Origin of the sequence: Bacteriovorax sp. DB6_IX (assembly GCF_000447775.1) — a bacterium.
In the GTDB taxonomy this organism is placed as follows: domain Bacteria; phylum Bdellovibrionota; class Bacteriovoracia; order Bacteriovoracales; family Bacteriovoracaceae; genus Halobacteriovorax_A.
This window is the reverse complement of record NZ_AUNJ01000098.1, coordinates 1-7318: the sequence shown is the minus strand read 5'-3', so window position 1 is coordinate 7318 and position 7318 is coordinate 1. Positions and strand designations below refer to the sequence as shown.

At 34.6% G+C, this 7318-nt stretch carries 9 protein-coding genes and 2 pseudogenes; 1 reads left to right on the top strand and 10 read right to left on the bottom strand.

The window, feature by feature from the left end:
* Together M901_RS17950 and M901_RS03180 are read right to left on the bottom strand one after the other, a co-directional pair.
* The coding region (locus M901_RS17950; protein ID WP_021276726.1) for a hypothetical protein at positions 1-235 on the bottom strand (235 nt) is incomplete at its 3' end.
* A 7-nt stretch (positions 236-242) separates the two neighbouring features.
* Positions 243-1265: an NAD-dependent epimerase gene (locus M901_RS03180; protein ID WP_021276727.1), complete on the bottom strand. Its 1023-nt coding sequence runs from the start codon at positions 1263-1265 to the stop codon at positions 243-245.
* A 79-nt stretch (positions 1266-1344) separates the two neighbouring features.
* Between M901_RS03180 and M901_RS03175 the strand changes: the two genes are divergently transcribed.
* Positions 1345-1629 (top strand): lipid-A-disaccharide synthase N-terminal domain-containing protein, encoded by a 285-nt coding sequence (locus tag M901_RS03175; RefSeq protein ID WP_021276730.1) that lies wholly within the window; start codon positions 1345-1347, stop codon positions 1627-1629.
* A 67-nt stretch (positions 1630-1696) separates the two neighbouring features.
* Here M901_RS03175 and M901_RS03170 read toward each other — a convergent pair whose 3' ends face one another.
* The 8 genes and pseudogenes from M901_RS03170 to M901_RS17380 form a co-directional block, all read right to left on the bottom strand.
* The gene (locus M901_RS03170) at positions 1697-1942 is read right to left on the bottom strand and encodes an ATP synthase F0 subunit C (protein WP_021276732.1); all 246 of its coding nucleotides are present in this window, start codon (positions 1940-1942) and stop codon (positions 1697-1699) included.
* 45 nt (positions 1943-1987) lie between these two features.
* Positions 1988-2791, bottom strand: coding sequence for a F0F1 ATP synthase subunit A (gene atpB / locus M901_RS03165; RefSeq protein ID WP_021276723.1), 804 nt, complete (start codon positions 2789-2791; stop codon positions 1988-1990).
* A 19-nt stretch (positions 2792-2810) separates the two neighbouring features.
* Positions 2811-3185: a hypothetical protein gene (locus tag M901_RS03160; RefSeq protein ID WP_034719951.1), complete on the bottom strand. Its 375-nt coding sequence runs from the start codon at positions 3183-3185 to the stop codon at positions 2811-2813.
* Positions 3154-3360, bottom strand: a complete 207-nt coding sequence (locus M901_RS03155; RefSeq protein ID WP_021276731.1) for a hypothetical protein — start codon at positions 3358-3360, stop codon at positions 3154-3156. Before M901_RS03155 ends, M901_RS03160 begins: the two co-directional genes overlap by 32 nt.
* The gene (locus M901_RS03150) at positions 3360-4187 is read right to left on the bottom strand and encodes a lipopolysaccharide assembly protein LapB (RefSeq protein WP_198295332.1); all 828 of its coding nucleotides are present in this window, start codon (positions 4185-4187) and stop codon (positions 3360-3362) included. The genes M901_RS03155 and M901_RS03150 overlap by 1 nt, the downstream gene beginning before the upstream one ends.
* The gene (locus M901_RS18325) at positions 4153-5082 is read right to left on the bottom strand and encodes a DNA gyrase C-terminal beta-propeller domain-containing protein (protein ID WP_369793746.1); all 930 of its coding nucleotides are present in this window, start codon (positions 5080-5082) and stop codon (positions 4153-4155) included. Before M901_RS18325 ends, M901_RS03150 begins: the two co-directional genes overlap by 35 nt.
* A 195-nt stretch (positions 5083-5277) precedes the next feature.
* Positions 5278-6482 (bottom strand): annotated as a pseudogene (locus tag M901_RS18320) (DNA gyrase subunit A); the annotation flags it as partial.
* 182 nt (positions 6483-6664) lie between these two features.
* Positions 6665-7318, bottom strand: a pseudogene (locus tag M901_RS17380) (DNA gyrase subunit B); the annotation flags it as partial.

Here is a 7318-nt window from a genome sequence, read left to right as displayed (position 1 = left end):
AAATATTCTTATATCCATTGTTAATAACATCTTGATTGAAAATAACAGATGTCGCTGCAACTATACAAAAGGCGAGTAAAGCAAATGTACTATTTGGTAGATCTTTTAATCCTCGTTTATATATGAAATAAACAATTGGTATAATCATCAAAATATGAAAGACGGCCATCAAGCTTATTGAATTAAAAAGACCAATGATGAGAATTATAAGAGCAGCTTTTATAAGATTATGCATTAGGATCCTATTTTTTATAATATGTTTTATACCAATCAACGAAATTCTTTATTCCCTCATCTAGCGAAGTAGCTGGTCTAAAATCTACTAATTCAAATAAATCTTCAACATCAGCGTATGTTCTAGGAACATCACCTGGCTGCATTGGTTGCATAACTTTTTCTGCTGTTTTACCTGTGTGCTTCTCTATCGTTTCGATAAATTCCATTAGATTTACTGGGCTTGAATTACCAATATTATAAATCCTGTACGGTGCGTGAGAAGTATTTGGTGCCGAAGTTTCTCCTCCAGACTCAGGAATCTTATCAATTAGTCGCATCTGTGCTTCAACTATATCTTCTACATAAGTAAAATCTCTTTGCATTTCACCATTATTGAAGACCTTAATTGGCTTATCATTCATTACAGCATCAGTGAATAAAAAAGGTGCCATGTCTGGCCTCCCCCATGGTCCATAAACAGTAAAATATCTTAGACCTGTAGTTGGTATCCCATAAAGATGTGAATATGTGTGGGCCATAAGTTCATTTGCTCTTTTAGTTGCTGCATATAAACTAACAGGGTGATCCACAGGGTCGGTAGTTTTAAATGGAACAGATTTATTTACACCATACACAGATGAAGAAGATGCATAGATAAGATGTTTTACATTATTATGCCTGCATCCCTCCAGAACATTTAGAAAACCTTCTGCATTAGATTTCATATAAGTATGTGGGTTTTCAATTGAATATCTTACACCAGCTTGAGCTGCAAGATGATAAACGATATCAAATTTTTCTTCAGAAAAAAGTTGAGCCATTTTTAAATCATCTGATAAATTAATTTTTCTAAATGAAAGCTTTTCGTATTTATCACTTATAGAATCATTAGAGCTTAAACCTAATTCTTTTAACCTATCTTCTTTTAGTGAAACCTGATAATAATTATTAAGATTATCTATTCCGACAACCTCATAACCCAGATCAACCGCTTTTTTAGCAGTATAGAATCCTACAAAGCCCGCAATACCTGTAACTAATATTTTCATGTATATATACTAACTTTTTTTATTCTCAAAAGCATCTTTTCATTTTGACAAGCCACATTAGCAGACCTATCTTTTATGCATGATTGATCAATTAATAGATAAATTTAAAGACCCTTGGATTCTTATTGGATTCGCTGGTCAAGGCTTATTCTTCTCAAGATTTATAGTTCAATGGTTGGCATCTGAAAAAGCTGGCAAGAGTGTTGTTCCTACTATCTTTTGGTACTTATCAATTTCAGGAAGTCTCTTACTCTTAGTCTATTCTTACCACATTAAAGACCCAATATTTCTTCTGGCAAGTTTTCTTAATATTTTCATTTATCTTAGAAATATTTATTTAATAAAGAACCCTAAGAATTCTTAATCACTCTTAAATATAAAAAAAGGAGGCCAAAGCCTCCTTCATTACTTTTGAATTTTGTAATTCAGAATTATCCTGCAAGGAATACAGAGATAAGAACGAAGATTACAAGTGATTCCATAAGTGCAAGACCAAGAATCATTGGAGTTTGAATCTTGTCAGCAGCAGATGGGTTTCTTGCGATACCTTCTAGAGCAACAGAAGCAGCTCTTGATTGAGCAGCAGTTCCACCGAAAGCAGCTACAGCCATAGCTAGGAAGTAAAACATGTACTTAATTGCAGCTGTGTTAGCTGTCCAAGTTGTAACATTTTCCATAAAAATCTCCTGTCGTAAATAACGACGATTAAGTTTTAGTTTATCTTAGTGTGCGTGATGCTCATCATGATCGTGGTGAGCAGTAGCAAGACTAATATAAACCATTGATAACATTGTAAATACGTATGCTTGAATAAAACAAACTAGTAGACCAAGAATATAGAATGGAAGTGCAGCACCAAGAGCACCAACATTTACACCTAGTATTTCAAGGTTAAGGAATGTTGTAAGTACGTGGTGGTCACCCATCATGTTACCTCTTAGACGAAGAGCTAGAGATAAAGGTCTAATCATATTTGATAGGATCTCAATTGGGAAAATTAAGATCGCCATATACCATAGTGGTCCAGCAAAGTGGGCTAGGTAATTCATAGTTCCAAGTTCTTTACAACCTTTGATGTTGTAGTAAACGAAAGAAAGTACACCAAGAGCAAGAGTTGTATTGATGTATTCTGTTGGAGGTAAGAAACCTGGAATTAGTCCAATTACGTTTGAAATAAAAATTGTAATGAATAGAAATGCAATGAATTTGAAATACTTTGGTGCATCTTTTTCACCTAGTACAGCATTACATTGAGTGTAGATAAAACTTCCGTAAGCCTCTACAAGATTTCTAAGAGTGATTCCTTTATCAGGAATGACTCTATTTTCAACTGAAAGCTTTGAGATTTTAGCTCTGTAGATTAGACCTACAACAATGAGTAGAGTCGCTACAAGTCCAGTTGTTAGAATGTAAGTTGGAAAGTGAAGGTGAAATTTGTGAGCAATTACACCCATCCATGTGAAACCACCAGCAGCAAAAGCGTTAGCAGTTACTAGTGAAGATAGAATCAAAGCGATTTTTTTCATTTGATACCTTTATAAAGTATTATTTTTTCTTCATGCTAAGGCTTGCGCCCAGCACAAATATATGAACAAAATAGTTTAATACGGGTATTATTATCCTACTTCCCATAATTTGTACACCAAATATTATGGCAGAAATCAAAATCACTATCTTTCCTATAAAAAGGAAAGCCAGTTTTCCTTTATTCGATTTGTAGCCCTCTTCTTGATACGGCGCAGTAAGTTCATAGATAGCTTCTGAGAACATAACTAAATAAACAATAGTTGCTGCATATACCGTTAAAACTGCAATCCATTCTTCAGGATATTTGGACAAGTAAAGACATACGGCCGTAGGCGGTATTGATAGTGTAAGAAAAACCTTACTATTTATTTTTTCCAGAGCTCTTAAGTGCATAGACAACCATCGAAATTAGAATATTTCCCACAATTGCGAGAAAGATAAATATTGCTGTGTTTTTTGAAATAACTTGTTTTTCAACAAGTGTCCACAAGAACCATGCTGTCATTAAGGCAGATGAGGGGAGACTCATAGCAAGGGCCATTGGTTTGATCCATTTTTTATCAAACACTAGCGTCTCCTTGAAATTCTGCGCTCATAAACGCTCTTTAAACGCTGCTGAATCACTTTTGTGTTCGGATACTCACCCAAGATTGAGTAATAGATATTATAGGCTAATTTGAGCCTCTCCATAGTCTCATAGGCATTACCCATAAGAAATTTGGCTTTAACAATCTTATCTCTTCTTTTCTCTCTCTTAATATATTCCCTCAAGTAGGAAACAGACTTTTGCCAATCCTTATTATGAAAATAAAGTTGTCCATAAAGATAGAATGCATCTGTATGGAATTTGTGATTGGGAGAATTTTGAAGTGGAATAAGGTTCTTTTCTGCTTCTATGAATTTGTTTTGATTTACAAGTGTAGAGACATATCTATATTCATAGAGATCATAATTATTAAGCTTAGGCCTAAAAGAAATGAGTTCCTTATAAATATCCTCACTTTTTTTATAATCTTTAATATAGGTATAGGCGATTTCTCCAACACGTTCCTGTGTTTTAACGAGCCAGATTGGATCATTTGTTAATTCACGAATCTTCTCGTAATAATGAATTCCTTTTCTATACTCCCCAAGCGAAATTGCATAAAGTTCACCTAGCTGATAGTAAATTTTAATTCTAATATCTTGTGGTGGAATCTCTTCCAAAATCTCATGATATTGTTTTACTGCTTTTGTGTACTCTTGGTTTGTAATATAGGTTTGTGCAATTAGAATTTGTTGATGAATTCTAGGAGTAAAGTCGCATGCACTATTGAGAAGAATTAGGGCCAGCAGTAAGCCGGCCCTAAGATATTTGATTTTATTCATCAGTTCCTGATGTTTCTTCAGATCCATCATCTTCAGGATCAAGAATTTTTTCTACTGAAACAACTTTTTCATCTTCTTTCGGAGTAAGAATTCTTACACCTTGAGTTGCACGTCCCATCAATGAGATACCAGAGATTTTAGTTCTAATTACTTGTCCTCTGTCTGTTACAACCATCAAGTCGTCTTTATCAGTAACTGGTTTAATTTGGATAATTTCACCATTCTTATCAGTCAATCTCATTGCTAGGATACCTTTCCCGCCACGTGTTTGTTTACGGTATTGGCTAGCTTGAGTTCTCTTACCATAACCTTTTTCAGTTACAGATAAGATCTCCATTGTATCGTCGATAAGTTCCATCCCAATGATTTTCTCTGTCTCATCGATATTAATACCTTTAACACCTTGAGATACTCTACCCATTGGTCTTGCATCAGATTCAGCAAATCTAATAATCTTACCTGATGAAGAACAAAGTAGTACGTCTTTCGAACCATCAGAAATTCTAACGTTAACAATATGGTCACCATCTTGAAGTTTAATAGCTTTAAGACCAGACTGTTTAATATTAGAGTAATCTTCTAATGAAGATTTTTTAACAAGACCTTTATTAGTTGCGAAAATTAGATATTTCTCATTTCCATCAGCTGTTTTTTCTTCACCTTTTGGAACACAGATAATTTCAGTAACTTTATCTCCGCCTGGAATTGCAATTAGATTTGCTAAGTTACGTCCTTTAGAAGTTCTAGTTCCCTCAGGAATTGTATAAACTTTCTTAGAGAATACTTGTCCTCTTGAAGTAAAGAAGAGAAGTGTATCGTGTGTATTGGCCGTAAAGATATTTGTGAAGAAATCATCATCGTTAGCAGCTCCTTTAACACCTTTACCTCCACGCTTCTGCGTACGGTAAGTGTCTACTGGCATTCTTTTAACATAACCTTTATGCGTGATAGTAACGATAACTTCTTCTTGCTTAACGAGATCTTCAAGTTGAATTTCATCAGCTTTAGCAACAATATCAGTTCTTCTTTCATCACCGTACTTTTCAACGATTTCTGTGAACTCATCTTTAATGATTCCTTTGATTAGATCTTCGCTATTTAGAATTTCTTCTAAACGTGCAATCTCTGCCATGATAGCTTCGTAATCAGCAATAATCTTATCTCTTTCTAGACCAGTAAGACGTTGAAGTCTCATATCTAGAATTGCTTGCGCTTGAATTGGAGATAATTCATAAGTCGACATTAATTTCGACTTAGCATCCGCAGGTCCCTCAGATTTCTTAATAAGTTCAACTACTGCATCAATATTTTCAACAGCAACTTTTAAACCTTCTAAGATATGTGCTTTTTCTTTTGCTTTCTTTAACTCATAAACTGTTCTTCTAATAACAACTTCACGTCTGTGATCAATGAAACATTCTAGCTGTTCTTTAAGATTTAGAACTTTAGGTGATCCATTTACAATAGATAAGAAGATAATACCAAAAGAAGACTGAAGTGCAGTTTGCTTATATAGCTTATTAATAATTACGTTAGCAATTTCACCTCTTTTAAGATCAATTGCAATTCTAATACCTTCTCTTGAAGACTCGTCTCTAATATCAGAGATACCTGTTAGTGATTTTTCATTAACAAGGCTTGCAATTTTTCAATTAGCTTTGCTTTGTTGACCTGATATGGAAGTTCAGTAATTACGATTCTCTCTCTGTCTTGAGATTTTCCATAAGCCTCTACATCAATCTTAGCTCTAGTTTGAATAACACCTTTACCAGTATGATAAGCAGACTTAATCCCTTCAGTTCCATGAATAGAACCTGCTGTTGGGAAATCTGGACCTGGAACAATTTCCATTAAGTCATTGATCGTCATATCTCTATTATCTGTAAGAGAGATTAGTGCCGTCATGATTTCAGTTAAGTTATGTGGTGGAATATTTGTTGCCATCCCAACTGCAATACCTGCAGATCCATTTACTAATAGAGTAGGGACTTTAGTTGGAAGAACTTTTGGCTCTTTTAAAGAATCATCATAGTTCGGTTGCCAATCAACTGTTTCTTTATCAAGGTCACGTAGCATTTCTTCAGAAAGCTTCTTCATTCTGATTTCCGTGTACCTCATCGCCGCAGCGTTATCACCATCAATAGAACCAAAGTTTCCTTGACCATCTACAAGTGGATATCTCATTGAGAAATCCTGAGCAAGTCTAACGATTGTATTATAAACAGCAGAGTCACCGTGTGGGTGATACTTACCAATTACGTCACCAACAACACGGGCAGACTTTAAAAATGGTTTATTGTGATAGTTCCCAAGAGAGTTCATTGCATAAAGTACTCTTCTGTGTACTGGCTTTAGACCATCTCTTACGTCTGGAAGTGCACGACCTACGATTACAGACATTGCGTAATCTAGGTAACAATTTTTCATTTCGTCGCGAATTCCAATTGTCGCAACATTTCCATTATTTTGTGGGGCATTTGTCTCATCAGTCATTTTGTTTTTCCTTAAACATCAAGGTTTCTAGCATTAAGTGCATTTTGCTCAACGAATTCTCTACGTGGTTCTACTTGGTCACCCATAAGAACAGAGAATACTGAATCTGCTTCGATAGAATCTTCTACTTGTACTTGAAGTAGTGATCTATTTTCTGGATTCATCGTTGTCTCCCAAAGTTGCTCAGGGTTCATTTCTCCAAGACCCTTGTAACGTTGGATATATGCTCCTTGCTTTCCGTCTGCGATAATAAAATCAGCAAACGCTTGTAGGCTTTCATACTCAACTGTTTCACCTTTTTCTTTTGAAACTGCAAAGTGTGAAGTCATATACTTTTTAATACCATCATATGTATTAAGAAGATCAGCAAACTCAGGAGAATCTAGGAAGTTTGTACCAAGTTTAAACTTCTTTGTTCTCGCTGTTGTTTTTACAGTTATTTTAACTTGCTTAGTTTGGTGAACCGTATCTTCAACAACATCAAAAGAATATTCTCTTAATGTTTCTGCTTCTTTTGTTTTAAAATATTCAGTTAACTTCTTTAATTCAGTTTCTAGTTTTGAAGCATCTTTTAATGTTTCAGATGTAATGTCTGAATCTTCAATGATTTTTCTTAGAAGTAGAGTATCAAAGTGAATATCGTATGATTTTAAGATTCCATTATA